This window comes from Burkholderia sp. Bp8986, assembly GCF_003854225.1.
In the GTDB taxonomy this organism is placed as follows: domain Bacteria; phylum Pseudomonadota; class Gammaproteobacteria; order Burkholderiales; family Burkholderiaceae; genus Burkholderia.
The window spans coordinates 170,195-194,760 of the sequence record NZ_QTQM01000007.1; the positions used below are offsets into that span (position 1 = coordinate 170,195).

Sequence of the window (24,566 nt, forward strand, 5' to 3'; positions counted from 1 at the left end):
GCGCGTGACTGCGCAACCGGCCCGCCCGCCGCGCGACGCGCAGCGGGCCGCGGCCATCAAACGCTGAAGCGGTTCAGCGTATACGCACGATAGGCCGCGACGAACGCGTCGAACGATCCGGCCTCCTTCGTTTCCAGCTCGGCCTGCTCGGCCAGCGACTTCGCGGCGAGCGCCTGCTCGGCGCGCATCGTCTCCGCCGACGGCGGGTTCGCGCGGAAATGCGCGGCATGCGCTTCGCTGTGTGCGCACGCGAACGCGAGGAACGACTGCCCGTTCTCGCGCATCGTGCGCAGCACGCGCGCCGACGGCGTGCGCTCCGGATCGGCGAGCTTCTCGCGCTGCGCGGCAATCGCACGCGCATGCTCGTCGCCACCGCGGATCTCGTCGAGACGGCGCCCGATGGTTTCGATATCGGCCATCAGGTCGTCCGCCCACGCCTGCAGCGTGACCGGCTGGCCGTCGCGCGTCAGCGTCAGCCCGGGCTTGCGCCCGTCCATCGTCACGCTGCCGAAGTTCGCGTTCGCTTCCTTGTACGCGTCGCAGTCGAGCGCGGGGCTCTCGTCGAGCGCGCACGCGAGCAGGAATGCGTCGATGAAGCGCGCGGTCTCCAGCGCGATGCCGGTCGGCTCGAACGGATCGATGTCGAGGCAGCGCACTTCGATGTACTGCACGCCGCGCGACGCGAGCGCATGCAGCGGCCGCTCGCCCGAATACGTGACGCGCTTCGGCCGGATCGTCGAGTAGAACTCGTTCTCGATCTGCAGCACGTTCGTGTTGATCTGGATCCACTCGCCGTCGCGATGCGTGCCGATCGCCTCGTACGGCGGATACGGCTCGCTCACGGCCTTCGACAGCGCGTCGAGATAGGCGGGCAGCGTGTTGTAATCGACTTGCAGCGCGGCCTGCGCGGTCGTGTTCGAGTAGCCGAGGTCGCTCATCCGCAGGCTCGTCGCATATGGCCGGTACAGCGTATCGGCGTCGAACGTGTCGAGCTTGTGCGGCTTGCCGCGCAGGAACTTCGTGTCGAGCGCGGGCGACGCGCCGAAGAGGTACATCAACAGCCAGCTGCGGCGGCGGAAGTTGCGGATCTGCGCGAGATAGCGCTCCGACTGGTAGTCGACCAGCGTGGCCGTCGAGCCCTCTTCCGCATGCAGGCGCCGCCACACTTCCTCGTGCAGCGAGTAGTTGTAGTGGATGCCGGCGATGCACTGCATCGTGCGGCCGTAGCGATACGCGAGACCGCGCCGGTACACCGTCTTCAGGCGACCGATGTTCGACGTGCCGTAGTCGGCGATCGGGATTTCGTCGTCGGCCGGCAGTTGGCCCGGCATCGAGTTATTCCACAGCATCTCGTCGCCGAGCGACGCATACACGTAGCGGTGCAGATCGTCGAGGCGTTCGAGCGTGATCGACGCGTCGGCTTCCGCCGGCGTGATCAGTTCGATCAGCGCTTCGGAATAGTCGGTCGTCAATGACGGGTGCGTGAGTGCCGAACCGAGCGCGCGCGGATGCGGCGTGAACGCGATCATCCCGTCGCGCGTCACGCGCAGGCTTTCCTTTTCGATGCCGCGCAGGCCGTCGGGCAGATGCTGCCGCGTCGGGCCCGAGCTCAGCGCTTCGAGACGATTCAGCAGCAGTTCGGACTGGCGGTGAGTCATGGTGTTCGACATGGAGACGCAAGTGCGTGACGGCCGCGCGCAGGATGCCGCGCGGCCGGCTGGATTATTGGTCGCTTCGTTGGTAGCGGGCACTTTAACATCTCGCCGTCACGCGCGCTTGAGGTGACTCCGGGTGGTGCGCGCCCGCCGCGGCGGGCCGCCGGGCGGGCCGATGACGACGATCGCCGCGCGCGCGGCGGACCGTCCGTCGGCACCGCCGGACGCGACGATCACGCGAAATTCGTCGGAAGTAACATGAGCCGTGCACGCCACGGCGCCGCCAGGTGCAACCCGCGCAGCCGAACCCGCGATGCGTCGCCGTCACGCTCGAGCCGCCCGCACGCCGGGGGATGGCGGCCGCCGGAACGGGGTGATCGCCGTCAAGCGTCGCAACCGTGAGCACCACCGACCGATCGCTGCCGGCCCGGCGCCGTTTGCGGGTCGCAGCGCGGCCATGCCCCGCGCACCCGCCGGCCGGCCGCGGCGACCGTCATCCGCCGCGCGCGCCGCCGGCCCGGTCGGCCACGTCGTTCCACAGATGCAGCGCCGCATACGCGCGCCACGGCCGCCAGCCTTCGGTGCGGCGCTTCTGGCTCGCGAGCCGGTCGAGCGACGGATCGCGCGCGGTGATCGACTGCATCAGCACGAGATCGGACGCCGGCCATGCGTCCGGGTCGCGCCACGCACGCATCGCGATGTATTCGACGGTCCACGGGCCGATGCCGGGCAGGTCGAGCCAGGCGCTCCGCAGCGTCGCGAGATCGGCCTGGGCGGGATCGAGCGGCACGTGGCCGGCCGCCACCGCGCGCGCCACGCCCGTCAGCGCCGCGGCCCGCTTGCCGGGCATTCCGATCTTCTCCAGATCGCAGGCGGCGAGCGCGTCCGGCGTCGGGAAACGCCAGGCGGGCACGCCATCCGGCGCCGCCATGCCGTCGTCGTGCGCGACGCGCTCGCCGGCCCGCTGGACGAGCCGGCCGACGATCGTCGTCGCCGCCTTCACGCTCACCTGCTGACCGACGATCGCGCGCACCGCGAGCTCGAATCCCGACCAGGCGCCCGGCACGCGCAGCCCCGGGGCTGCATCGACGAGCGGCGCGAACCACGGGTCGCGCGCAAGCCCGCTCCCGATCGCGGCCGGATCGGCGCCGAGGTCGAACATCGACGCGACGCGGCGCGCGAATGCATCGTCGACATGCCGCGCGGCCGCCCCGTCGACCGTCGCGATCAGGCAATGCCGGCGCGGATGCTTCGTGACGGTCAGCCGGCCCGCGTCGCCGTGCAGGTCGACGATGCGGCGATACACGCCGTCGACGACCTGTTCGACGCCCGGAATCGCCCGTCCGCTGAAGAAGCGCAGCACGCGCGCCCAGTCGTACGGCGCCTTGAAGCGCAGTTCCATCTGCGCGGACGGCGGCACCTGGCCGCCATCCGCGATCGACGTAATCGTGGTTTTTTCGATGCTCAAACTGCGTTGCCCTCCGCAACGGCTTCGGTTTCATCGTCGTGCGCATGGCGCGCCTCGGACGCGAGCAGCGTTGCCTTGCGGCGTACGCCCCAGCGATATCCAGCGAGCGCGCCGCCCTTCTGCACGACACGGTGGCACGGAATCGCGAGCGCGACCGGGTTCGACGCGCAGGCCGATGCGACGGCCCGCACCGCACGCGGCGCGCCCAGTGCCTCGGCGATCTCCGAGTAGCTGCGCGTTTCGCCGTACGGGATGTGCGTCAACGCTTCCCAGACGCGCTGCTGGAACGCGGTCGGCGCGATGTCGAGCGGCAGGTCGAACGCGTGCCGCGTGCCGTCGAGGTAGGCGCGGATCTGCGCGACGAACGGCGCGAGCCGCGACGGCGATTCGACCAGTTCCGCACGCGCGAACGCATCCGTCAGTTCGCCGACGAGCGACGCCGGCTCGTCGCCGAACGCGATCCGGCAGATGCCCTGTTCGGTCGCGGCGACGAGCACCGTGCCGAGCGGCGTCGACGCGGTCGCGTAGTCGATCCGCAGGCCGGCGCCCTGGCGACGGAACGCGGACGGCGCCATGCCCAGTTCGCGCGGCACCGATGCATAGAGCCGCGACGGCGAGTTGAAGCCCGCGTCGACGGCCGCCTGCGTGACCGGCTGCCCGCTTTGCAGCGCCTCGCGCAAGGCGGCGCCGCGCTGCGCGGCCTGGTACTGCCGCGGCGATACACCGACCACGCGCTTGAACAGCCGCTGCAGGTGGAACGGGCTTACGTGCACGGCGTCGCTCAGTTGCTGCAGCGTGAGCCGCTCCGCATGCGCGTCGAGCACCGCGCAGGCACGATTGACGATCTCGAGCTCGCGCGGCAGCCCTTCCGGCTGGCAGCGCTTGCACGGACGAAAACCGGCCGCGCGCGCGTCGGCCGGACTGGCAAAGAAGGACACATGCTCGCGCCGCGGCAGCCGCGACGCGCAGTTCGGGCGACAGAACACGCCGGTCGTGCGCACGGCGTAGAAGAACGCGCCGTCCGCATGCGGGTCGCGGGCGGTCACGGCGCCCCAGCGGGCATCGTCGGTCGGATAGGCGGTTGTCATCTGAACCTCGCACTCTCTAGTGTAGATGGTGCCTACTCTAGACATCGGCATGGGCCGTCGCGCCCTGAATCTTGCTCTGTGATTCGCACCGGCGGAACCGGGGGCACATCGCAATCGATCAATCGGACGAAACACCGCGCAAAGCGCTGCTCCGGCACCGCTTTCGTCATCGTCGCGTCACCATTTTGCTGCAGTGCGGCTGCGACCAATCGCCGTCCTGACCATTTTTTACACTCGGAATATTGCAACGCACCATCGCCGTGTGTATAGTTGGAACTGTCTCCTCCATGTCTCCTCCTGATATGGATTAAGCCCGTTCCGCTCTGCGTGAACGGGCTTTTTTTCGTCCGTCGATCGTGCAGCATTGCGGCATCCGGCGCCGGCGCGGTCTACACTCGGTGCACGCCATCCGAAGGAGTGCCCCGCTCATGAAACCGACCATCCGCGCGATCGATCACGTCGTGCTGCGCGTGACCGACATGGCTGCGATGACGCGCTTTTACTGCGATGCCGTCGGCTGCCACGTGGAGAAGGAACAGCCCGACCTGGGCCTCGTGCAGTTGCGCGCCGGCGACGCGCTGATCGACCTGCTGACGGTCGGCGGCCCGATCGATCGTCCCGACAGCGGCCGGCCCGGCACCGGCCGCAACCTCGACCATCTGTGCCTGCGCGTCGAGCCGTTCGACGCCGACGCGCTGATCGAGCATTTCGCCGCGCATGGCGCGCGCCCCGGCGCCCCCGCCGATCGCTACGGCGCCGGCGGCTACGGGCCGTCGATCTATCTGTTCGATCCCGAAGGGAACATGCTGGAATTCAAGGGGCCGCCCGCCGCGTTCGGCTGAGCGGCGCGCCGGCGGTCAAGCGTCGGCGAACGGCTTCAGCACCGTCCATTCGACCGCCACCGGATCGTGGTCGGCGCTCGAGATCCAGGCGGCGCCGTCCTGCACCGTGCACTGCAGGCGCATCGTGCGCTCGGCGAGACGCCCGAGCGCGGCCGCGACGCCATCGGCCAGCGACAGCACCTGCACGTTGCGCAGCCGCTCCACCTTGCTGCGCACGCCCTGCCACCAGATATCCGAGGTCTTGCCGCCGTACGCGATCACCGTGACCTGCCCGGCGCGGCCGGCCGCCTTCGAGATGCGCCGTTCGTCGGGCTGGCCGGCCTCGATCCATACGTCGATCGCCCCCGTCAGGTCCTTCTGCCACAGATCGGGCTCGTCGACGTCCGACAGCCCCTTGCAGAATTCGAGACGCTCGTGCGCGAACAGCGCGAACGCGACGATGCGCACCATCATCCGGTCGTCGGTTTCGGACGGGTGACGGGCGACCGTCAGCGCGTGATCGGCGTAGTAGTGCCGATCCATGTCGGCGATTTGCAGCTCGGCTTTGTAGATCGTGGATTTCAGCGCCATGCGGATACGGCCCGGGCGGGCATTCGGTTCGGTCGGGCCGTGATGATACCGAATGCGCGCCGCCCGGCGCGTGACGGGCGCGCCACAGCACGACGGCCCGGCATTGGCCGGGCCGCGTTCGGATCGCGCCGCCGGCGGTTGCGGCAGGCGCGGGGGGGCGAGAGGTGCGCGTGCGGGTTACTGCTTGACGAAGCGCGAATCGGTCCAGAGGCCCTGCTGGTCGCTGTTGTCGGCGCTGACGAACTGGACGTCGCCCTGATCGACCGACACCACGCGGAAGCGCTGGCCTTCCGGCACCGACAGGCAACGGTAGTCGTCGAAGTACTGCTGCTTCGCTTGCGACTTGCCGTCACGTTCGTGACTCAGTACGGAGTCCAGATTGTCTTTCGACAGACAGCCCCACGCATTCTTCGTCAACTGGATTTCCTGCTTCGGCTGGACAGCCGCATCGCCGCCCGCCTGGGCGATCGACACCACGGAAAATGCGCCGACGAGGGCAAAAAGGACACCGGTACGCTTCATCATGTTCTGTCTCCAGGCTTGCGGGCACCAGGCTCGGTTAGCTATGTGTTTAAAGGTGATCGTGAACCCGCGTTTTTCACTTTAGAAGACCGGCAAGCGATATCAAGCACATTTGTTGTGCGATCGCAATAGCGGCGAATTGTCGCACCCTGCGCGCGCCCGGTTTTTTACTTGCGGCGGCGTCTGCCGTCCGGCGGATTCGCCCGCGCCGCCGGAAGCAAAGCCTCATCCGGCAAGCCTTTCGGAGAAACTGCAGTCCATCGGCTGAACGGTTTGGATAATTCATTTCAATAACGGGACCATTTTGATGCGTTGCACATAAAGTCATCCGGAATGATCTGAATTTACCGCAGTGCGGCACCGGATTTACCTGATACAAGAAAAATGCCAGGTATAAGCGCACTCGTATTTACCCGTATTTTTCCGGGCAGGCTTGGCGCCCGCTGCAGCGGAGCCGCAGCGGGCGTTCGCCAGTGTTTTTACCCGATCTTATTCAGACCGCTTGCGGACGCTCGAAATAATCGCGCTGGAAAATGCACATGCGATAAGCGTTGTGATACGCGCCGTTTCCGAAAAATTCTTCCTTCAATTCCGCCTCGTGCTGGAATCCGCATTTCTCGTAGACGTGGATGGCCGCCGCATTCGACGTGTCGACGATCAGGTACAGCTTGCGCATGTTCAGCACCTTGAACGCATATTCGATCGCGAGGCGCGTCGCCTGCCCCGCATAGCCGCGCCCCTGGCATTGGGGCGCGATGATGATCTGGAATTCGCCGCGACGGTGAATGTAGTCGAGCTCGATCAGCTCGACGAGGCCGACCAGTTCGTCCTGCGCATCGACCGCGACGAAGCGGCGCTCGCGCTGGTCGTGCACGTGACGGTCATACAGTTGCGACAGCTCGGAGAAGGTTTCGTACGGCTCCTCGAACCAGTAGCGCATGATCTTCGCGTCGTTGTTCAGCTCGTGAACGAAGCGCAGGTCCTGGCGCTCCAGCGGCCGCAGTGCAAGCGTGTGCTTGTCGTTCTGGAGTTGCATGTTCGTGTCCTTTTTGATGCCCGCGCGCGCATGAAACACCCGTGCGGCGGCGCCGCGAACGGGGCGCGTTCCGCGCTGTAAGAAGTTGACCGCGGGCGAAGGTCAGAGCCTAGAATGGACACAAGGGTTCCTGCCACCGCAAGGAGGCTATCGTGATCGAGCAAGTCATACTCGGCATCTTCCTCGTGCTGCCACTCATGATCGTGGCCGCGCTGTTCTCCGACGAACTGTGGCAGGAACATCGGCGCCAGCATCCGCGCGACGAAAATGCACCGCATATCGACTGGAAACATCCGTGGCGCCGGGTGCGGCGCGGACACTGAGCCGATCGCCATCCCCGCAGCGCACCCGCGCGGGCGGGGCGCTGCACACGGTGCAAACGGTGCAACCGCTTTCCGCCACGAACCGCGTCGAACCGAATCCCGTCCAACCAGCGAGCCGCCGCCGTGAACGACAAACCCGCTCTCCCTCCGCACGATATCCCCGGCGAAGCGATCGACCTGCAGATTGCCGACGTGCTGGCGGCCGTCCGTTACCCGGCCAACAAGGATGCGATCGTCGACGCCGCACGCGACGCCGGCGCCAGTAACGAAGTGCTGTCGATGCTCGACGGCCTGCCCGAACAGGACTACGCGGACGTTGATGCCGTCACGCGCTGGGTCGCCGGCAACTTCGGCCCCGGCCTCGGTATTTGAGCGCACGCCAATAACGCGATAGGATCGGGCCGCACCGGTTGCGCTGCGGCCGGATGCATGCTGCCCGGCGCCAAGACCGGACGTGACCGCACGAGTGCCCGGGGGAATCCATGGAAGGCATCCTGATCCAGCATACGACGCGTCGTCAGCTTTGGTTCGGCGCGCTGACGGCACTCGTCATCGTGCTCGCCCTGGGAATCGCCGCGCCGCACGCGAACGTCACGCTGCCGGTCGTCGAGCCGTTCATGCCGATGTGCGCGCTGACCGTGTTCACCACCGCGAGCATCGCCGCCTTCTTCCTCGGCGCGCAGTTCACCGTCACGCGCCAGCCCGTGCTCGGTGCGCTCGGCGGCGCCTATGCATTCACCGCACTCGCCGTCGCGCTGCAGCTGCTCACCTTCCCCGGCGTGTTCGCACCGCACGGCTTGCTCGGCGCGCGTCCGCAAAGCGCCGCGTGGATGTGGGTCTTCTGGCACGCCGGCTTTCCGTGCTTCGTGATGGCCGCGCTGCTCGCGCGCGAGCGGCTCACGCATGCGCCGGTCGGCGCGGCGCAGACGCGCCTGTGGACCTTCGCGCTGGTCGGCGGCCCGGCCGTCGCGGCCGCGCTGCTGTGCGTGCTCGCACTGAACGTCGCCCTGCCGCCCGCGTTCCATCCGCCGGGCGATGCAGCCGCGCTGCCCGTCGACGGGATCGCGCTGGTCGTGTGGCTGCTCAATGCGCTCGCGCTCGTCGCCGTGCTGGCTTCCGGCCGACTGCGCACGACGCTCGACCTGTGGCTCGCGATCGCGGTGCTCGCCTGCCTCACCGACACGACGCTGAACCTGCTGACCACGAGCCGCTTCACGGTCGGCTGGTATCTCGCACGCGTGTTCAGCATGTTCACGCCGGGCGTGCTGGTGTGCGTGCTCGCCTGGGAAGTGACGAAGCTGTATCAGCAACTGTTCGAGGCGCACGCGACGCTGGTTCGTTCGTCCGCGCGCGACGGGCTGACCGGCGCGTTCAATCGCAGCCACTTCAACGATCACTTCCACACGTTGTTCCTGCAGGCGCGGCGGCAAGGCGAGCCGCTGTCGCTGCTGATGGTCGACGTCGATCACTTCAAGGCGTACAACGACGCGTTCGGTCACGTGAAGGGCGATGCGTGCCTGATCGCGGTCGCGAATGCGCTGGCCGGCGCGGTGCGGCGGCCAGCCGATATCGTCGCGCGCTACGGCGGCGAGGAGTTTGCCATCGTGCTGCCGAACACCGGTGCGCGCGGTGCACGGGTCGTTGCCGAGGAAGCGCGCGAAGCGGTGCTGCGGATCGATCTCGCGATGCCCGGGTCGCCGGCCGGGCGCGTGAGCGTCAGCGTCGGCTGCGCGACCGTGTCGGCCGACGACCTGTCGACGCCCGATGCGTTGATCGAAGCCGCCGATGCCGCGCTGTATCGTGCGAAGGATGCGGGGCGAAACCGCGTCGTGGCGGCGTGAAAACGTCTGCGGATTGGGGATTTGTTACGGTCATTGTGACCGGAATAATCCGCCGTTACGGATTGCCGCGCGGGGAAACGATCGCTTACAGCCGGTGTTGAAGGCGCTCGCTATGCTGGGTTCATGTCGAATCCGAGCAGGTGAGCGTGATGAAGAAAACCCTTTTGCTGATTGCCGGTGTCGCCGTGCTGTTGAGCGGCTGCATCGTGGTGCCGGATGGCGGCGGGTATGGGTATTACGGTGATGGCGGGTATTACCACCATCATCATCGGCATTGGGACTGATGCATTCCACCCCGGCTGTCGCGACGACGCAGTCCGGATCAGTCGATCCGGATCGCTGGGGACGGGAATTCGAAGCGCCGGTGTTCCGTTGAAATGCCCGCTTACTTGCCAATACAAAACCTGCTGAAAATCACGCCCAGCAGATCATCCGAAGTGAATTCCCCGGTAATCGCATTGAGTTGCTCCTGCGCGAGCCGCAACTCCTCCGCAAACAGATCGAGCGATTGCGCGCGCTGCTCGGCGTGATCCGCCGCCTGCGCCAGATGCTCCTGCGCAGCCCGCAGCGCAATCAAGTGCCGCTCGCGCGCCAGATAGACGCCTTCCGCCCCCGCCTGCCACCCCGCGATCCGCAGGAGTTCCGCGCGCAGCATGTCGATGCCGTCGCCGCGCTTGGCCGACAGATGCACCTCGGTCAGGTCGCCTTCGGCCGCCGGATGCTCGACGCACGCCGGCACGCCGGTGAGGTCCGTCTTGTTCAACACCCGCACCACCGGCACGCCATCCGGGAACCGTGCCGCGATCGTCTCGTCGTCCACCGTCATCCCCGTGCGCGAATCGAGCAGATGCAGCACGACGTCGGCGCGCTCGATCTCGCTCCACGTGCGCGCAATCCCGATCCGCTCGACTTCGTCCTCCGTCTCGCGCAGCCCGGCCGTATCGATGATGTGCAGCGGAATCCCTTCGACCTGGATCGTCTGCGCGACCTTGTCGCGCGTCGTGCCCGCGATCGGCGTGACGATCGCCAGCTCCGCGCCGGCGAGCGCGTTCAGCAGCGACGACTTGCCGACGTTCGGCTGCCCCGCGAGCACGACCGACAACCCTTCGCGCAGCAGCGCGCCCTGCCGCGCGTCACCGAGCACGTGCGCCAGTTGCTCGCGGATCCTCGCGAGCTTGCCGCGCGCATCGGCCGCTTCCAGGAAGTCGATTTCCTCTTCCGGGAAATCGAGCGTCGCCTCGACCAGCATCCGCAGCGTGATCACATCCTCGACGAGCGCGTGGATCTGCCGCGAGAACGCGCCGTCGAGCGAGCGCCCGGCCGAGCGCGCCGCCGCTTCGGTACTCGCCTCGATCAGGTCGGCGACGGCCTCGGCCTGCGCGAGGTCGAGCTTGTCGTTCAGAAACGCGCGCCGCGTGAACTCGCCCGGTTCCGCGAGCCGCAACCCGAAGCCGCGCCCCGCATCGAGGCAACGCTGCAGCAGCAGCTGCATCACGATCGGCCCGCCGTGCCCCTGCAACTCGAGCACGTGCTCGCCGGTGTACGAATGCGGCGCGGGGAAATACAGCGCGATTCCGCGGTCGAGCGGCGCGCCGTGCGCGTCGAGGAACGGCACATAGCTCGCATGGCGCGGCGCGAGCCGCTGCCCGCACAACGCGTCGATCAGCGGCAGCGCGGCCGCCTCGCCGCCGCGCCCGAACGACACGCGGACGACGCCGATGCCCCCCCGGCCGGCAGCAGTGGCAATGGCGACGATCGGATCGGAATCGGTAGCGAGCATGGGAATCGGATGAATCGGGTGAACAGAGCGTCAGTGGTGCGCCCGCACAACAGTTCGGGCATCGGGACGCCGGCATTGTAGCCTGCCGGCCCGCACGCCACCGGACGCCTGATCGGCGTCGAACTTACCCGAATTTATCCCGACGGGGATAAGTCGAGTATCAATGCCGGACAATCACGTCCTGTCCATTTCGGACGAGTATGCCTTTCCGAACGGTCCGACACTGCGGCCCCAATTCCGCCGCACGGTCCACGGCAGGTTGGGATTCGTCCGTATAGGCTATGTTTAGCCCATATGGTTGTCTGAGACGTGTCGGTGGAATTGCACAATCACCCCCATGCCGACACCCGAAGAAAAAGCAGCGTTCTCGGAACGCCTGAAATTCGCCTTGCGGCGCAGCCCGGACAAGGTCACAGGCGCGACGGAACTCGCGAACCGGTTCAATCTGCGTCACCGCGGTGCGCAGCCGGTTTCGCCGCAAACCGCGCACAAATGGCTGACGGGCCGCACGATTCCGACGCCGGACAAACTCGAAACGCTCGCCGACTGGTTGCGCGTCGAACTGCATTGGCTGCATTACGGCCCGTCGCCGAGCGTGACCGAACGCACGACGCCGCAACCGCTGCCGCGCGACGAGCGTTATCCGCCAACACCCGAGACGATCGAACTCGCGTCGAAGATCGAGGCGTTGCCGCCGCATCAGCGTTACCTCGTTCAGGAACTGATCGAGCAGTTCTACGGCGGCGACACGAAAATCGAAGCGAAGAAGGCCTGAACGGCAGCGGTCAACGCCCCCGCGCCGCCACCCGCCAGAAACAAAAAAGCCGCATGGATGAAACCATGCGGCTTTTTTACGTGCATCGCGGACGGCTGGCCGCCCGCGTGTGCCAAGGGCGTCAGGCCTTCTTGCCGCCGCCGAGCTTGCGCGTGATGTAGTACTGCTGCGCGATCGACAGCACGTTGTTCACGACGTAGTACAGCACCAGGCCGGCCGGGAAGAAGAAGAACATCACCGAGAACGCGATCGGCATGAACTTCATCATCTTCGCCTGGACCGGGTCCGGCGGCGTCGGGTTCAGGCTCGTCTGCACGAACATCGAGACGGCCATCAGCACCGGCAGGATGAAGAACGGGTCGCGCTGCGACAGGTCGTGAATCCACAGAATCCACGGCGCGCCGCGCATTTCGACCGACGCGAGCAGCACCCAGTACAGCGAGATGAACACCGGGATCTGGATCACGACCGGCAGGCAGCCGCCGAACGGATTGACCTTCTCGGTCTTGTACAGCTCCATCAGCGCGGCGTTCATCTTCTGCGGATCGCTCTTGAAGCGTTCGCGCAGCGCCTGCATGCGCGGCGTGATTTCCTTCATCCGCGCCATCGACTTGTAGCTGGCAGCCGACAGCGGGAAGAACACGGCCTTGATCAGCACCGTCAGCAGCACGATCGCCCAGCCCCAGTTGCCGACGAAGCCGTGGATCTTCTCGAGCAGCCAGAACAGCGGCTTCGCGATGATCGTCACCCAGCCGTAGTCCTTCACGAGTTCCAGGCCCGGCGCGACGCCCTCGAGCATGCGCTCTTCTTCCGGACCGGCGAACAGGCGCGCCTGCACGTCGGCCGACTGGCCCGGCGCGATCGCGGCGACCGGCTGCTTCACGCCGACGCGGTACAGCGCCGGATCGATCTTTTCAGCGTAGATGTCGCGCTTCGCGCCCTGCTGCGGAATCCAGGCCGACGCGAAGTAGTGCTGCACCATCGCGACCCAGCCGTTGTCGGAGGACTTCTCGAAGTTCGCCTTGTTCTTGTCGAGGTCGCTGAAGTCGATCTTCTGGAAGTGCTTCGCGTCCGTGTAGACCGCCGGCCCGAGGAACGTATGCGAGAACATCGGCGTTTCGACGGCCGTGTTGTCGCGCACCAGTTCCATGTAGACCGTCGGCGTGACCGGTGCCGTGCCGACGTTGTCGATCTTCGTGTCGACGCCGATCACGTAGCTGCCGCGCGTGAACGTGTAGGTCTTCACGACCTTCACGCCGCCCTTCACCGGCGATTCGAACGACAGCTTCAGCGTGTTCTGGTCACCCGTCAGCGACGTCGGGCCCGCGTTGACCTGCGTGTAGACGTCGTTGTGGTTCGGGAAGTCGCCGCCGAGCAGGCCCGAGCGCGCGAGATACGTGTGGCCGGCCGTATGGTCGAACAGCGTGATGTACAGGTCGGGCTGCTTGCCGTCGCCCTGCTTCTTCAGCGTCAGCTTCGCGAGCGTGCCGCCGCGCGTGTCGATTTCGCCGTCATACACGTCGGTCGAGAACTTCACGAGCTGCGCCTGCGCGGCCGGTGCCGTCGTCGACGGTGCGGTGCCTGCGGCTGCGGCAGGTGCGTCACCTGCGGTCGTCGTCGTCGCGCCCGTGCCCGATGCACCGCCCGCAGCCGCGGGGGCCGTTTGCGTGGCGCTCGGGAAGAACATCGACGGGCGTCCATGGTCGCGCTGCCAGTTGTCGTACAGCATGACAGCTGACATGAAGAAGATCACCCATAGGACGGTGCGTTTGATATCCATGCGTTGTCTCAGAGTCGATGGGACCGCGCGTCGGCTTCGCCGCGAGCGCGAGTGTCGGAGTTGGGCGGCGGGACGAGGTCGATGCCGCCCGCGGAAAACGGATGGCATCGGCACACGCGCCTGACGGCGAGATACGTGCCGCGCGCGGCGCCATGATACTGGATTGCCTCGCGCGCGTAATCCGAACAGGAAGGATAAAAACGGCAACGGTTGCCGAGCATCGGGCTCACGGCAACCTTGTAGAAGCGCAGCAAGGCGATCAATACCGTTTCCATACCGTGGGCGGCGCCGTACGACGCCGCGTCAAAACCGGCCGGGCAGGCGCGAACGCCGCACCGGACACGGATGCGTCACTCGGACGCGGGCTTCGACGCCCGGCGGGCGATTTCCCGGACTGCCCTGTCGAGCAGTTCGCGGATCTCGGCCGCGCACATCGCCGCGAGCGGGGCGGAAGCCGCGCTCGGCAGCGCTTTCTTGTCGAAGCGCGTGTGCTGCCGCAGCAGCAGGTCGTAACCGGCGAATTCGGCCCGGCGCAGGCGAAACTGATCGCGCGCCAGCCGCTTCACGAGGTTACGTGTTACTGCACGCGGCGCATACTTCTTGCCGACGACGAGCCCCAGACGCGCGGGCTGACCGGTCGGCTTGCCGTAGATCACGAAGTGCGCGGAGCGCCGCCAGGGGCGCAAACGAAAAACGGATGAAAATTCATCCGTTTTCAGAAGTCGCGCAGCTTTCGGGAAGGCGGCTTTCGTCTGCGACGGATTCGCACCCGGCTCGACGGCACCTTCCGCAGGACTGCGGACGGCGGACACAGCGCGCAACCTGCCTTAGATGGCGAGGCGCTTGCGGCCCTTCGCGCGGCGAGCGTTGATGACCTTGCGGCCACCTGCCGTCTTCATGCGGACACGGAAGCCATGGGTGCGCTTGCGGCGCGTCACGGACGGTTGGTAAGTACGTTTCATGATGTTCTCACTTGTTCGAGAATGTCGAAATTCAGGGGACCGCGTGCCCTTAACCGGAGGCATTCGGGCGAACGCAATCGCCGGGAATACAGGATTGGTTTTCGCGGAACCCGCTATTTAAACCGTTTTTCTCTTGACGGTCAATACTTTAGGAGTCGCTCGCCTGTGCCGGCCCGCGCCGATCCGGCCCCGCGACCCACAATCCCGGCCTGTGGATAACTCGCGCTGTGGCCGCGTTTGGCGGTAGAATCTCGCCTTATCTCCAAGAATCCCGCACGCCGCCTCGGCCCGCGCCTGCCCCTCCAACACTGTGACGCAGGCGTCCGAGGCACGCTCGCACGACCGCTTCGGGCCTTGTTGCGCAACCGCGACAAGGGCGCCGGCGAGCCGCGCTGTGCACGCAAAAAACGACAGTTACTTGATGAACGATTTCTGGCAACACTGTTCCGCACTGCTGGAGCGCGAGCTGACGCCCCAGCAGTACGTGACGTGGATCAAACCCTTGGCCCCGGTGGCCTTCGATGCGTCGGCGAACACGCTGTCCATCGCCGCGCCGAACCGCTTCAAGCTGGACTGGGTCAAGAGCCAGTTTTCGGGCCGCATCTCCGATCTGGCCCGAGATTTCTGGAATGCGCCGATCGAAGTCCAGTTCGTCCTCGATCCGAAGGCAGGCATGCGCAGTGCAGCGGCCAGCGCCGCACCGGGCGCAGCCGCGCCGCGTGCGCCGCTCGCACCGAGCGGCCCGGCCGCCACGGTGGCCGCGATCGCCGCCAATCTGACCGCGAATGCATCGGCTGCACCGAGCGCGCCGGCCGACGTGCCGATGACGCCGTCGGCGGCCGCCGCGCACCACCTGAACGCCGACGACGCCGACATCGACCTGCCGAGCCTGCCCGCGCACGAAGCGGCGGCCGGCCGCCGCACGTGGCGTCCGGGCCCGGGCGCCGCACCCGCGAACGGCGGTGAAGCCGATTCGATGTACGAACGCTCGAAGCTGAACCCCGTGCTCACGTTCGACAACTTCGTGACCGGTAAGGCGAACCAGCTCGCGCGCGCCGCCGCGATCCAGGTCGCGGACAACCCGGGCATCTCGTACAACCCGCTGTTCCTGTACGGCGGCGTCGGCCTCGGCAAGACCCACCTGATCCACGCGATCGGCAACCAGTTGCTGCTCGACAAGGCCGGCGCGCGGATCCGCTACATCCATGCGGAACAGTACGTGTCCGACGTGGTGAAGGCGTACCAGCGCAAGGCGTTCGACGACTTCAAGCGCTACTACCACTCGCTCGACCTGCTGCTGATCGACGATATCCAGTTCTTCTCCGGCAAGTCGCGCACGCAAGAGGAATTCTTCTACGCGTTCGAGGCGCTGGTCGCGAACAAGGCGCAGGTGATCATCACCAGCGACACGTATCCGAAGGAAATCTCGGGCATCGACGATCGCCTGATCTCGCGCTTCGACTCGGGCCTCACCGTCGCGATCGAGCCGCCCGAGCTGGAGATGCGCGTCGCGATCCTGATGCGCAAGGCGCAGTCCGAAGGCGTGAACCTGTCGGAAGACGTCGCGTTCTTCGTCGCGAAGCACCTGCGCTCGAACGTGCGCGAACTCGAAGGCGCGCTGCGCAAGATCCTCGCGTATTCGAAGTTCCACGGCCGCGAGATCTCGATCGAGCTGACCAAGGAAGCGCTGAAGGACCTGCTGACCGTGCAGAACCGGCAGATTTCGGTCGAGAACATCCAGAAGACCGTCGCCGACTTCTACAACATCAAGGTCGCCGACATGTATTCGAAGAAGCGCCCCGCGAACATCGCGCGGCCGCGGCAGATCGCGATGTATCTCGCGAAGGAACTCACGCAGAAGAGCCTGCCGGAAATCGGCGAGCTGTTCGGCGGGCGCGATCACACCACCGTGCTGCACGCGGTGCGCAAGATCGCCGACGAGCGCAGCAAGGACGCGCAGCTCAACCACGAGCTGCACGTGCTGGAACAGACGCTGAAGGGCTGAGCGCGCGCACCGCGCTTGATAATTCGGCATCCGCCCCAAATTAAGGGGGGCGGTTCGGTTTTGAGGCACAATACTGGTTTGACCGCCCCGGTGGTGGCGGGCCAAGAGCCCGGCCGGCGGGGCGCTGCGTGGCTGCTGCGCTGCAGGCCGTTACTCAACGAAGGAACTCTATGCAACTGGTCAAGACCGAACGAGACACACTCCTCAGGCCGCTGCAAACGGTCAGCGGCATCGTCGAACGCCGCCATACGTTGCCGATCCTCGCCAACCTGCTGATCACCAAGAACGGCCCGGACGTTTCATTCCTGTCGACCGACCTGGAGCTGCAGATCACCACGCGCGCCGATTTCGGCGTCGGCGGCGACCAGGTCGCGACCACCGTCGCGGCGCGCAAGCTGCTCGACATCCTGCGCGCGATGCCTGACGGCCAGGTCACGCTGTCGCTCGCCGACAAGCGCCTCACCGTTCAATCGGGCAAGAGCCGTTTCGCACTCCAGACGCTCGCGGCCGACGAGTTCCCGACCGTCGCGCAGGCGAAGGATTTCGGCGCGACCCTGACCGTCCCGCAGAAGTCGTTCCGCCAGCTGCTCGGCATGGTCCACTTCGCGATGGCGCAGCAGGACATCCGCTACTACCTGAACGGCATGCTGCTCGTCGTCGACGGCGACCAGCTGATGGCCGTGGCCACCGACGGCCACCGCCTCGCGTTCTCGTCGATGAAGCTCGAAGGCGGCACGTTCGGCCGCCAGGAAGTGATCGTGCCGCGCAAGACGATTCTCGAGCTGCAGCGCCTGCTCGAAGACATCGACGACACCGTCACCATCGACATCGCGCAAACCCAGGCCAAGTTCACGTTCGGCCAGGTCGAGCTCGTGTCGAAACTCGTCGAGGGCAAGTTCCCCGACTTCCAGCGCGTGATCCCGAAGGCGCACAAGAACACGTTCGAGATCGGCCGTGAAGAACTGCAGCGTTCGCTGCAGCGCGCGGCGATCCTGACCTCGGACAAGTTCAAGGGCGTGCGCTGCATCATCGCGCCGGGCCAGCTGAAGATCATGTCGACCAACGCCGATCAGGAAGAGGCGCAGGAAGAACTCGAAATCGCGTACCAGGGCGATACCGTCGACATCGGCTTCAACGTCACGTATCTGCTCGACGTGCTCGCGAACCTGAAGGTCGACACCGTGCAGGTGAGCCTCGGCGACGCCAGCTCGAGCGCGCTGATTACCGTGCCCGAGAACGACGAGTTCAAGTATGTCGTGATGCCGATGCGCATCTGACGCGCACGACATCGCGACACACACCAGGGGGCGGCAAGCCCCTTTGGCGTTTTTATGGCGAACCGACAACCCGCCCTTTTAGTGCCTTTTCGGCACTTCGGGCGGGCCAGGAAACTGGAGCGGCCCGGCGATTTCTCGCTGAAACGCACCGCGCCGCCACCTGAGTGGCCTCGCAGAACCGGAAGATATCCATGAGTGAACAGCACAATTCGCAACCCGATAACAGCAGCTACGGCGCCTCGTCGATCCAGATCCTCGAAGGTCTGGAAGCGGTGCGCAAGCGCCCCGGGATGTACATCGGCGACACGTCTGACGGCACCGGTCTGCACCACCTCGTGTTCGAGGTGCTCGACAACTCGATCGACGAAGCGTTGGCCGGGTACTGCAACGACATCCACGTGACGATTCACGCCGACAACTCGATTTCCGTGACCGACAACGGCCGCGGGATTCCGACCGACGTGAAGATGAACGACAAGCACGAGCCGAAGCGCAGTGCTGCGGAAATCGTGATGACCGAGCTGCACGCCGGCGGCAAGTTCGACCAGAACAGCTACAAGGTGTCGGGCGGCCTGCACGGCGTGGGCGTGTCGTGCGTGAACGCGCTGTCGAGCTGGCTGCGCCTCACCGTGCGCCGGAACGGCAAGAAGCATTTCATGGAGTTCCATCGCGGCGTCGCGCAGGAGCGCGTGCTCGAGACGGTGGACGGCGTGGAAGTTTCGCCGATGCTGATCACCGGCGACACCGAGAACCGCGGCACCGAAGTGCACTTCATGGCCGATCCGACCATTTTCGGCACGGTCGAGTATCACTACGACATCCTCGCGAAGCGGATGCGTGAACTCTCGTTCCTGAACAACGGCGTGCGGATTCGTCTCACGGACCTGCGCTCGGGCAAGGAAGACGATTTCGCGTTCGCCGGCGGTGTGAAGGGCTTCGTCGAGTTCATCAACAAGACGAAGACCAACCTGCACCCGACGGTGTTCTTCGCCAACGGCGAGAAGGATGGCGTGGGCGTCGAAGTCGCGATGCAGTGGAACGACAGCTACAACGAAAACGTGCTGTGCTTCACGAACAACATTCCGCAGCGCGACGGCGGCACGCACCTGACCGGCCTGCGGGCCGCGATGACGCGCGTCATCAACAAGTACATCACCGACAACGAAATCGCGAAGAAGGCGAAGGTCGAGACGACCGGCGACGACATGCGCGAAGGGCTGTCGTGCGTGCTGTCCGTGAAGGTGCCGGAGCCGAAGTTCAGCTCGCAGACGAAGGACAAGCTGGTTTCTTCTGAGGTTCGTGCGCCGGTTGAAGAGGTTGTGGCGAAGGCGCTGGAAGAATTCCTTTTGGAAACGCCGATCGACGCGAAGATCATCTGCGGGAAGATTGTTGAAGCCGCGCGTGCGCGGGATGCTGCGCGGAAAGCGCGTGAAATGACGCGTCGCAAGGGTGTGCTCGATGGCGTCGGTCTGCCGGGCAAGCTCGCGGACTGTCAGGAGAAGGATCCGGCTAAGTGCGAAATCTACATCGTCGAGGGTGACTCGGCAGGTGGTTCGGCCAAGCAAGGGCGTGATCGCAAGTTCCAGGCGATCCTGCCGCTGCGCGGCAAGGTGCTGAACGTCGAGAAGGCGCGTTACGACAAGCTGCTTTCGTCGGAACAGATCGTCACGCTCGTGACCGCGCTTGGGTGCGGCATCGGCAAGGAAGACTACAACCTCGACAAGCTGCGCTATCACCGCATCATCATCATGACCGACGCGGACGTCGACGGTGCGCACATCCGGACGCTGCTGCTCACGTTCCTGTATCGCCAGATGCCGGACATGATCGAGCGCGGATACGTGTATATCGCGCAGCCGCCGCTTTACAAGATCAAGGCAGGCAAGGACGAGCGGTATCTGAAGGACGACGTGGAACTCAACGCGCACATGCTGCGGTTGGCGCTGCAAGGGTCGGAGCTGGTGCCGGGTGAGAATGCGGCGGCGATTTCGGGCGATGCGCTTGGGGAGCTCGCGCGGTCATATCTGCTGTCGCAGAGCGTGATCGAGCGGTTGAGCCGGTTGTATGACCCGGCTGCGCTGGAAGCGGTCATGGATGGGGTGGTGATCGATCTCTCCACTGAGGCTTCGACTGAGGCTTCGGCGAAGGCTCTTCATGCAGCGTTGCACGACGAGGCTTTGAAGAACGAAGTGCGTGTGGTGCCTTCGTATGACCCGGTTCGCGAACAGCGTTCGCTGCATGTCGAGCGTACGCATCACGGCAACGTGCGGGTTTCGGTCATCGACCAGGAATTCCAGCACACCGCGGATTATCAGCAGCTCGTGACCACCGCGAATACGTTCAAGGGACTCATCGGCGAAGGTGCGGTCATCAAGCGTGGTGAGCGCAGCATGGCCGTGGCGGACTTCAAGAGCGCGATGAAGTGGCTGCTGGCGGATGCTGAACGCAACGTCTCCAAGCAACGCTATAAGGGGCTCGGCGAGATGAACCCCGAGCAGCTGTGGGAAACGACGATGGATCCAGCGGTGCGGCGTCTGCTGCGTGTGCAGATCGAAGACGCGATTGCGGCGGATGGGATCTTTACTACCCTCATGGGGGATGATGTCGAACCGCGGCGGGCGTTTATCGAGTCGAATGCGTTGCGGGCGGGGAATATTGACGTCTAACTCATGGTGTAGATAGCCTCATAACCTGAGAAAAGCGGACCCATAAGCTGAGAAGATTATGGGTCTTTTTTATTGATAGCTCAGATGTATGAGTGATTCACGGGGCTGGAGCTACGCAGCAGCCAAATATGGGACCAAGCGGGCAAATGGCTTGATTTCCGTCAATGCGGAAAGGAACACACAGTAACCGGGACGACTTTTCGAAATTGGTAAAGTTGGAATTGGCGAAAGGCGTTAATTTCCGCTGTTCTATCTGCAACGCCCAGAAAGTTGGGCCACAGGCCATTTCCAACAAATCGTTCAGTATTGGCAAGGCGGCACACACCAAGACGGTCTCACCTGGAGGTCAGAGGAATGACCTGGCCCAGCATCCTGAAGAGCGGCGCTCCATTAACAACGGAATCTGGGGTTGCGCCACCTGTGCAGACGTCATCGATCGTGACGTGGCGGCATATTCCGTCGCCGAGCCGCACCGGCTGAAGTACCAAGCGGAGCGGTTGGCGCACGAGCGAGTCGGACGCGTCGCTAACGTACCCACGGCTATTGTCCCGACGCCGTCCGCAACCCCTACGAGCGGTTCAGTTTTTCTGCCTATCCGAGGCGAAACGCCAGGAGCAGCTTGCCCCTAGATCCGGTGTATGAGATGCACGTGAGAGAGTCGGTGGCTGCCTGACTGACTGACTGTCGGCGCCAGATACCAGAAGAAGTAGCCGACGGCGCCAGGACCGTTTTGTCATCGCTCCTGGCGGGTTCCCGGCAGCCGCTTGATTAGAGCCGGCAATCGCCGGTAACGTACTGGCCGTGAAGATATGGGAGGAAAAAGGCAATGCCGTTCGATATTCAGCCGTGGTCAGCACTGGAGCAGCATTATCGCGGCACGGTACTGCTGGGGAATGGCGCGAGTATCGCTGTCAACCAGCGGTTCCATTATGGCTCCCTTCTGGAGCACGTGCGGAACGCAGGGCTCCTTCCGGAGGATGCCCAGCGCCTTTTCGACTTTTTCGATACACAGGATTTCGAATTCATTCTGAGAATCGTCTGGCAGGCCTCCAACGTCAATCGGTCGCTGCAGATACCTGATGCTCGTACTCACGAAGCGTATGTTCGAGTGAGAGACAGCTTGATTCAAGGTGTCCGGGAGGTCCATCCCGAGTACCAGGAGGTGAGCGAACATCTGCCACACCTCTACCGATTCCTGAAGGATTTCGATACCGTCATATCCCTGAACTATGACCTCATTGTTTACTGGGCCATTACCTATGGTTTGGACATCGATGACGGGCATCGCTTCAAGGATTGCTTCGTTAGGGCCGGGGTCTTCCATAATGACTGGCGCGAGTTAAGGAATCCAATTCGACGTGAGCGCTCTGCAACTCTTGTCTTCTATCCCCATGGGAGTCTTGTCCTCTGCCGGAACCGTCTCGAGGAGGAACGCAAGGTTCACAACCTCCAGAACGGCCTTCTCGAGGCGATCCTGGAGCGCTGGGAAAGCGAGGAGGTCATACCTCTTTTCGTTTGCGAGGGAACTCAGCATCAGAAGGTATCGTCAATCCAGGGGAGTCACTACTTGTCTACCGTGTACCGTGAAGTCTTGGCGTCCGCGCGTGAGACACTTGCTGTCTACGGTTGGGGGTTCGGTGAACAGGACCTTCACCTTTTGGAGCGCATGGCCCGCTCAGGAATTCGGCGAGTCGCAGTTTCGGTGCATGGAGACGACCAGGGTTATTGCAACCGAGTGTTCGAAACGCTCCGCCAAAAGTTGGGGCGGAACATCATAGTGGATTTCTTCAATAGCGAGAGCCCCGGCTGCTGGATGCATCCTGACGAGGCATAGTGCGGTGCTTCTAATTGCGAATGCCATCGTTTTTGAAATCAACGAGTTGCTCAAAATTTCGCTGGGCCATTAGCGTGCTCCCGCTGTGGCATGCCACAGCCCGCGCAATACGGCGTGCAGTGCCATACTGCCGTGCATATCGGCGGTGAAGAAAGTGTCATATCATTCGAAAAACTTCAAAACTGCGGCGCCAACTGCGCGCGATAGGAAACGTCATGGCAACAGGCAAGGGAGGCTTCCTCATCTCTTTCGAGCCGGAACGTTCGCGCTTATTCGAAGACCGGGCGCGGGCGGGCCACTACTTTTCCCTAGAGCTCTCGCGCTTGGACAACTCGGCCAAGACACGAGAATTCTTCTTGGTGTGCTTCGATGGTGAGGGCAAGGAAATCTCTGCCGCCGCAATGGCTTCCTACAAGGCGGGGCCTCAAAACACCGGGGCGCGAAACTACCGGTTCTCGGACTTCGTGTTTTTCAAGCCGATTTCGGTGACACAGCTTGAGAGCATGGTGTCACTCGGAACGAAGAAGTCGCTTGTCAAGAGCGTTGGCGGCGTCGCAAGGAGGATGCCGCCAGTTGCTTGGGATGAGGTGCGTCTAACTGTATCAGCATTGCTACCATCCATCGCGAACGAGCTTGAGGCCTTGTGGCAAAAGGTTTGCCAGCCCGAACGGATTGAAACTTCGAGCAACCTACAGACACTTGCGTTGCAGCGAGATGCCATTGGCTTGGCGCTGGATTGCGCCAAACTTGGGAACACTCGTCGTGATGTGTTTAGGAAAGCTAAACCGGTGGACGAGAACGCAAAAGAGGACTCCTTTATCTCCTACCTCGAAGGCGTTGCGCCGACTCAAGAACGCGAGCTCGTTGACTATGACCGAAATGCATTCGCCAGTCTCGAGCTGCCAGACTTCGCAGTAACCGGAGACCTCTCAATAGGGGAGGGTTCACGCAAACTCCATGTGCAAACACTCGACAAAGGACCACTCGAAACTGCCTTAGGTGTTGACTTGCTCATTTACTTGGCTGACCTAGCATCGCTGGTCATGATTCAGTACAAGTGCTGCGAGAACAAGAACTCTGAATGGGCGTATCGCGCTAATCGCCAGTTCCACGACCAAATGGAAAGCATGCGGCAGGCCGAGATTGCCTTTGAGCAGATGCGGAATTCGCGGGTCAATGGGCACCACGCGCCTGAAGCGCTGATGCATCAGAGCCGGCTTTGTACGGCCCCGTTCTATGTAAAGTTCTGCAAACGCCTCCCACTGCAGCGGCAAGATGGTGAGCTGTGCGATGGTCGTCTTTTGCGGCGTGCTGACGTCGCCACGTTGCTTGAACTAAAGGAAACTCAAGGACCGCGGTTCGGGAAAATTGTGAAGTACGACTCGATACCCCGCCATATGTCGAACAGTGACTTCTCAGGATTGGTGAGCGGGGGGTGGATTGGTACGAGCCATCTTAGGCCCGAAGACCTTTCAGCAGTAATCGGTCGCCTTCTGGAGACGTCGTCACGAGTCGTTCTGGCCGAGGCTCCGAGAAGCTGACCGTGCCACCCGCACACGGACTCGCGTTTCATGCCAAGGATTTGTTCCTATAAGCTTGCCCCTGAAAAGTGAATCCCTTCCCGGCCACGCATTACGACTAGATTGCATCCCAGTGCACTACTCTCTCCAGTGCCTCGTGCTCTCGTCGCCATCCCGGCATGAACTGAGCGACCAAGCCCCAGAAGGCCCTAGTGTGATTCTTCTCGACCGTGTGGCAGAGTTCGTGGACGATGATGTAGTCCTGGACGCTGCCTGCCAGTTCCATCACCCTGGGTGTTGATGTCCACGCAGAACTGACCCACCTGAGGCTGTAGTTTTCATCGAATTTTGACCCACGTGATTGAATGCCCTGCTCAATCTTTGAGCAGGGGATACAGAGGTGATCACGGTGGGCATATTGGCCAAGATCAGGCGGATGTATTTCCGCGAGAAGGTCCCGCTGCGCGAGATTGCGAGGCGCACGGGCCTGTCCCGGAACACGGTGCGCAGCTGGCTTCGGCAAACGGATGCCGTTGAGCCGAAGTAGTCGGACCTGAACAATCGTGCGAGGCGTATGCAGTAAGGCTGCGAAGCCGAAACGGTGTTGTTTGATTTGCAGGAA

Annotated in this window: 24 protein-coding genes and 1 pseudogene; 12 read left to right on the forward strand and 13 right to left on the reverse strand. The window is 64.0% G+C overall.

What is annotated here, in order from left to right; translation table 11 throughout:
* Positions 1 to 56: 56 nt before the first annotated feature.
* From gshA to ada, 4 genes are all read right to left on the reverse strand, one after another.
* Positions 57 to 1,670, reverse strand: a complete 1,614-nt coding sequence (gene gshA / locus DID99_RS10135; RefSeq protein ID WP_185640845.1) for a glutamate--cysteine ligase — start codon at positions 1,668 to 1,670, stop codon at positions 57 to 59.
* 96 nt (positions 1,671 to 1,766) lie between these two features.
* The gene (locus DID99_RS37785) at positions 1,767 to 1,892 is read right to left on the reverse strand and encodes a hypothetical protein (RefSeq protein WP_260426209.1); all 126 of its coding nucleotides are present in this window, start codon (positions 1,890 to 1,892) and stop codon (positions 1,767 to 1,769) included.
* A 256-nt stretch (positions 1,893 to 2,148) separates the two neighbouring features.
* A complete protein-coding gene (locus tag DID99_RS10140; RefSeq protein ID WP_124666584.1) occupies positions 2,149 to 3,123 on the reverse strand; it encodes a DNA-3-methyladenine glycosylase in 975 nt (324 codons plus the stop codon).
* Positions 3,120 to 4,211 (reverse strand): bifunctional DNA-binding transcriptional regulator/O6-methylguanine-DNA methyltransferase Ada, encoded by a 1,092-nt coding sequence (gene ada, locus DID99_RS10145; protein WP_124666585.1) that lies wholly within the window; start codon positions 4,209 to 4,211, stop codon positions 3,120 to 3,122. The genes DID99_RS10140 and ada overlap by 4 nt, the downstream gene beginning before the upstream one ends.
* Before the next feature lie 428 nt (positions 4,212 to 4,639).
* Between ada and DID99_RS10155 the strand changes: the two genes are divergently transcribed.
* Positions 4,640 to 5,053, forward strand: coding sequence for a VOC family protein (locus tag DID99_RS10155; protein WP_124666586.1), 414 nt, complete (start codon positions 4,640 to 4,642; stop codon positions 5,051 to 5,053).
* A gap of 15 nt (positions 5,054 to 5,068) precedes the next feature.
* On the opposite strand, the gene DID99_RS10160 is transcribed toward DID99_RS10155, so the two are convergent.
* The 3 genes from DID99_RS10160 to speG all read right to left on the reverse strand — a co-directional run bounded on the left by DID99_RS10160 (position 5,069) and on the right by speG (position 7,181).
* The gene (locus DID99_RS10160; RefSeq protein ID WP_124486733.1) at positions 5,069 to 5,623 is read right to left on the reverse strand and encodes a YaeQ family protein; all 555 of its coding nucleotides are present in this window, start codon (positions 5,621 to 5,623) and stop codon (positions 5,069 to 5,071) included.
* A 177-nt stretch (positions 5,624 to 5,800) separates the two neighbouring features.
* Positions 5,801 to 6,148, reverse strand: coding sequence for a surface attachment protein Sap1 (gene sap1 / locus DID99_RS10165; RefSeq protein WP_044848669.1), 348 nt, complete (start codon positions 6,146 to 6,148; stop codon positions 5,801 to 5,803).
* A gap of 490 nt (positions 6,149 to 6,638) precedes the next feature.
* Complete coding sequence (gene speG, locus DID99_RS10175; RefSeq protein ID WP_124570789.1) at positions 6,639 to 7,181, reverse strand: spermidine N1-acetyltransferase; 543 nt, start codon at positions 7,179 to 7,181, stop codon at positions 6,639 to 6,641.
* Between the two features lie 152 nt (positions 7,182 to 7,333).
* On the opposite strand from speG, the gene DID99_RS37180 reads away from it, so the two are divergent.
* From DID99_RS37180 to DID99_RS37790, 4 genes are all read left to right on the forward strand, one after another.
* A complete protein-coding gene (locus DID99_RS37180; RefSeq protein WP_044848668.1) occupies positions 7,334 to 7,504 on the forward strand; it encodes a hypothetical protein in 171 nt (56 codons plus the stop codon).
* Between the two features lie 123 nt (positions 7,505 to 7,627).
* Positions 7,628 to 7,876, forward strand: coding sequence for a DUF2795 domain-containing protein (locus DID99_RS10180; RefSeq protein WP_006756942.1), 249 nt, complete (start codon positions 7,628 to 7,630; stop codon positions 7,874 to 7,876).
* Between the two features lie 110 nt (positions 7,877 to 7,986).
* Entirely contained in the window at positions 7,987 to 9,345 is a 1,359-nt protein-coding gene (locus DID99_RS10185) for a sensor domain-containing diguanylate cyclase (RefSeq protein WP_124666588.1), read from the forward strand.
* 149 nt (positions 9,346 to 9,494) lie between these two features.
* Complete coding sequence (locus tag DID99_RS37790; RefSeq protein ID WP_257773917.1) at positions 9,495 to 9,629, forward strand: hypothetical protein; 135 nt, start codon at positions 9,495 to 9,497, stop codon at positions 9,627 to 9,629.
* Between the two features lie 101 nt (positions 9,630 to 9,730).
* Here the strand turns inward: DID99_RS37790 and mnmE are convergent, their stop codons facing one another.
* A complete protein-coding gene (gene mnmE, locus DID99_RS10190) occupies positions 9,731 to 11,125 on the reverse strand; it encodes a tRNA uridine-5-carboxymethylaminomethyl(34) synthesis GTPase MnmE (RefSeq protein ID WP_124666589.1) in 1,395 nt (464 codons plus the stop codon).
* A 337-nt stretch (positions 11,126 to 11,462) separates the two neighbouring features.
* On the opposite strand from mnmE, the gene DID99_RS10195 reads away from it, so the two are divergent.
* The gene (locus tag DID99_RS10195) at positions 11,463 to 11,900 is read left to right on the forward strand and encodes a helix-turn-helix domain-containing protein (RefSeq protein ID WP_124666590.1); all 438 of its coding nucleotides are present in this window, start codon (positions 11,463 to 11,465) and stop codon (positions 11,898 to 11,900) included.
* Positions 11,901 to 12,021: 121 nt separating this feature from the next.
* Here the strand turns inward: DID99_RS10195 and yidC are convergent, their stop codons facing one another.
* From yidC to rpmH, 4 genes are all read right to left on the reverse strand, one after another.
* Complete coding sequence (gene yidC / locus DID99_RS10200; RefSeq protein WP_124666591.1) at positions 12,022 to 13,680, reverse strand: membrane protein insertase YidC; 1,659 nt, start codon at positions 13,678 to 13,680, stop codon at positions 12,022 to 12,024.
* 8 nt (positions 13,681 to 13,688) lie between these two features.
* Positions 13,689 to 13,955 carry a membrane protein insertion efficiency factor YidD gene (gene yidD / locus DID99_RS10205; protein ID WP_006750110.1) on the reverse strand — a complete coding sequence of 89 codons (267 nt, stop codon included), beginning with the start codon at positions 13,953 to 13,955 and terminating at the stop codon, positions 13,689 to 13,691.
* 75 nt (positions 13,956 to 14,030) lie between these two features.
* Entirely contained in the window at positions 14,031 to 14,492 is a 462-nt protein-coding gene (gene rnpA / locus DID99_RS10210; RefSeq protein ID WP_039364627.1) for a ribonuclease P protein component, read from the reverse strand.
* A 15-nt stretch (positions 14,493 to 14,507) separates the two neighbouring features.
* Positions 14,508 to 14,642, reverse strand: coding sequence for a 50S ribosomal protein L34 (rpmH, locus tag DID99_RS10215; RefSeq protein WP_004198824.1), 135 nt, complete (start codon positions 14,640 to 14,642; stop codon positions 14,508 to 14,510).
* Positions 14,643 to 15,063: 421 nt separating this feature from the next.
* Here rpmH and dnaA point away from each other — a divergent pair, with 421 nt between their 5' ends.
* From dnaA to DID99_RS10240, 5 genes are all read left to right on the forward strand, one after another.
* Positions 15,064 to 16,647, forward strand: a complete 1,584-nt coding sequence (dnaA, locus tag DID99_RS10220; RefSeq protein WP_044848662.1) for a chromosomal replication initiator protein DnaA — start codon at positions 15,064 to 15,066, stop codon at positions 16,645 to 16,647.
* Positions 16,648 to 16,817: 170 nt separating this feature from the next.
* Positions 16,818 to 17,924 carry a DNA polymerase III subunit beta gene (gene dnaN / locus DID99_RS10225; protein ID WP_006756934.1) on the forward strand — a complete coding sequence of 369 codons (1,107 nt, stop codon included), beginning with the start codon at positions 16,818 to 16,820 and terminating at the stop codon, positions 17,922 to 17,924.
* A 191-nt stretch (positions 17,925 to 18,115) separates the two neighbouring features.
* Positions 18,116 to 20,590, forward strand: coding sequence for a DNA topoisomerase (ATP-hydrolyzing) subunit B (gene gyrB, locus DID99_RS10230; RefSeq protein ID WP_044848661.1), 2,475 nt, complete (start codon positions 18,116 to 18,118; stop codon positions 20,588 to 20,590).
* A gap of 826 nt (positions 20,591 to 21,416) precedes the next feature.
* Positions 21,417 to 22,424 (forward strand): DUF4917 family protein, encoded by a 1,008-nt coding sequence (locus DID99_RS10235; protein ID WP_124666592.1) that lies wholly within the window; start codon positions 21,417 to 21,419, stop codon positions 22,422 to 22,424.
* Positions 22,425 to 22,639: 215 nt separating this feature from the next.
* On the forward strand, positions 22,640 to 23,965 hold the full coding sequence (locus tag DID99_RS10240; RefSeq protein WP_124666593.1) for a hypothetical protein: 1,326 nt from the start codon (positions 22,640 to 22,642) through the stop codon (positions 23,963 to 23,965).
* A gap of 97 nt (positions 23,966 to 24,062) precedes the next feature.
* On the opposite strand, the gene DID99_RS10245 is transcribed toward DID99_RS10240, so the two are convergent.
* Positions 24,063 to 24,230 (reverse strand): M48 family metallopeptidase, encoded by a 168-nt coding sequence (locus tag DID99_RS10245; RefSeq protein ID WP_124666594.1) that lies wholly within the window; start codon positions 24,228 to 24,230, stop codon positions 24,063 to 24,065.
* A gap of 123 nt (positions 24,231 to 24,353) precedes the next feature.
* Between DID99_RS10245 and DID99_RS10250 the strand changes: the two are divergent.
* Positions 24,354 to 24,488, forward strand: a pseudogene (locus DID99_RS10250) (helix-turn-helix domain-containing protein); the annotation flags it as partial.
* Between the last annotated feature and the right edge of the window lie 78 nt (positions 24,489 to 24,566).

Excerpts from the sequence above, each read along its gene's own strand:
- DID99_RS37790 (WP_257773917.1), top strand. The coding sequence starts at position 9,495 with ATGAAGAAAACCCTTTTGCTGATTGCCGGTGTCGCCGTGCTGTTGAGC.
- DID99_RS10185 (WP_124666588.1), top strand. The coding sequence starts at position 7,987 with ATGGAAGGCATCCTGATCCAGCATACGACGCGTCGTCAGCTTTGGTTC.
- yidD (WP_006750110.1), bottom strand. The coding sequence starts at position 13,955 with ATGGAAACGGTATTGATCGCCTTGCTGCGCTTCTACAAGGTTGCCGTG.
- gyrB (WP_044848661.1), top strand. The coding sequence starts at position 18,116 with ATGAGTGAACAGCACAATTCGCAACCCGATAACAGCAGCTACGGCGCC.
- DID99_RS10240 (WP_124666593.1), top strand. The coding sequence starts at position 22,640 with ATGGCAACAGGCAAGGGAGGCTTCCTCATCTCTTTCGAGCCGGAACGT.
- dnaN (WP_006756934.1), top strand. The coding sequence starts at position 16,818 with ATGCAACTGGTCAAGACCGAACGAGACACACTCCTCAGGCCGCTGCAA.
- DID99_RS10245 (WP_124666594.1), bottom strand. The coding sequence starts at position 24,230 with ATGGAACTGGCAGGCAGCGTCCAGGACTACATCATCGTCCACGAACTC.
- DID99_RS10155 (WP_124666586.1), top strand. The coding sequence starts at position 4,640 with ATGAAACCGACCATCCGCGCGATCGATCACGTCGTGCTGCGCGTGACC.
- DID99_RS10235 (WP_124666592.1), top strand. The coding sequence starts at position 21,417 with ATGCCGTTCGATATTCAGCCGTGGTCAGCACTGGAGCAGCATTATCGC.
- rpmH (WP_004198824.1), bottom strand. The coding sequence starts at position 14,642 with ATGAAACGTACTTACCAACCGTCCGTGACGCGCCGCAAGCGCACCCAT.
- DID99_RS10195 (WP_124666590.1), top strand. The coding sequence starts at position 11,463 with ATGCCGACACCCGAAGAAAAAGCAGCGTTCTCGGAACGCCTGAAATTC.
- gshA (WP_185640845.1), bottom strand. The coding sequence starts at position 1,670 with ATGTCGAACACCATGACTCACCGCCAGTCCGAACTGCTGCTGAATCGT.
- sap1 (WP_044848669.1), bottom strand. The coding sequence starts at position 6,148 with ATGATGAAGCGTACCGGTGTCCTTTTTGCCCTCGTCGGCGCATTTTCC.
- DID99_RS10160 (WP_124486733.1), bottom strand. The coding sequence starts at position 5,623 with ATGGCGCTGAAATCCACGATCTACAAAGCCGAGCTGCAAATCGCCGAC.
- mnmE (WP_124666589.1), bottom strand. The coding sequence starts at position 11,125 with ATGCTCGCTACCGATTCCGATCCGATCGTCGCCATTGCCACTGCTGCC.
- dnaA (WP_044848662.1), top strand. The coding sequence starts at position 15,064 with ATGAACGATTTCTGGCAACACTGTTCCGCACTGCTGGAGCGCGAGCTG.
- yidC (WP_124666591.1), bottom strand. The coding sequence starts at position 13,680 with ATGGATATCAAACGCACCGTCCTATGGGTGATCTTCTTCATGTCAGCT.
- speG (WP_124570789.1), bottom strand. The coding sequence starts at position 7,181 with ATGCAACTCCAGAACGACAAGCACACGCTTGCACTGCGGCCGCTGGAG.
- ada (WP_124666585.1), bottom strand. The coding sequence starts at position 4,211 with ATGACAACCGCCTATCCGACCGACGATGCCCGCTGGGGCGCCGTGACC.